Here is a 281-nt window from a genome sequence, read left to right on the forward strand (position 1 = left end):
CGATTTAATCTTAATGGATATTCAAATGCCGGACATGGACGGCATTCGGGCATGTGAGCTCATCCACCAGCTCCCGCATCAGCAGCAAACGCCGGTTATCGCGGTAACGGCGCATGCGATGGCCGGGCAAAAAGAGAAACTGCTTAGCGCGGGGATGAGTGATTATCTGGCCAAACCGATCGAAGAAGAGCGATTGCATAATTTGCTGTTGCGCTACAAGCCTGGCAGCGGTATTTCCTCTCGCGTCGTGACGCCCGAAGTCAACGAAATTGTGGTCAACC

1 protein-coding gene is annotated in these 281 nt (G+C 53.0%); it reads left to right on the plus strand.

All coding sequences use genetic code 11. The features are described 5' to 3' along the window. Positions 1–25: 25 nt before the first annotated feature. Positions 26–281 (plus strand): response regulator (locus tag LZP73_RS21000; protein WP_267960275.1); only part of this gene is annotated, 256 nt, incomplete at its 3' end.

Source organism: Shewanella sp. AS16 (assembly GCF_021412365.1).
Taxonomy (GTDB): Bacteria; Pseudomonadota; Gammaproteobacteria; order Enterobacterales; family Shewanellaceae; genus Shewanella; species Shewanella salipaludis.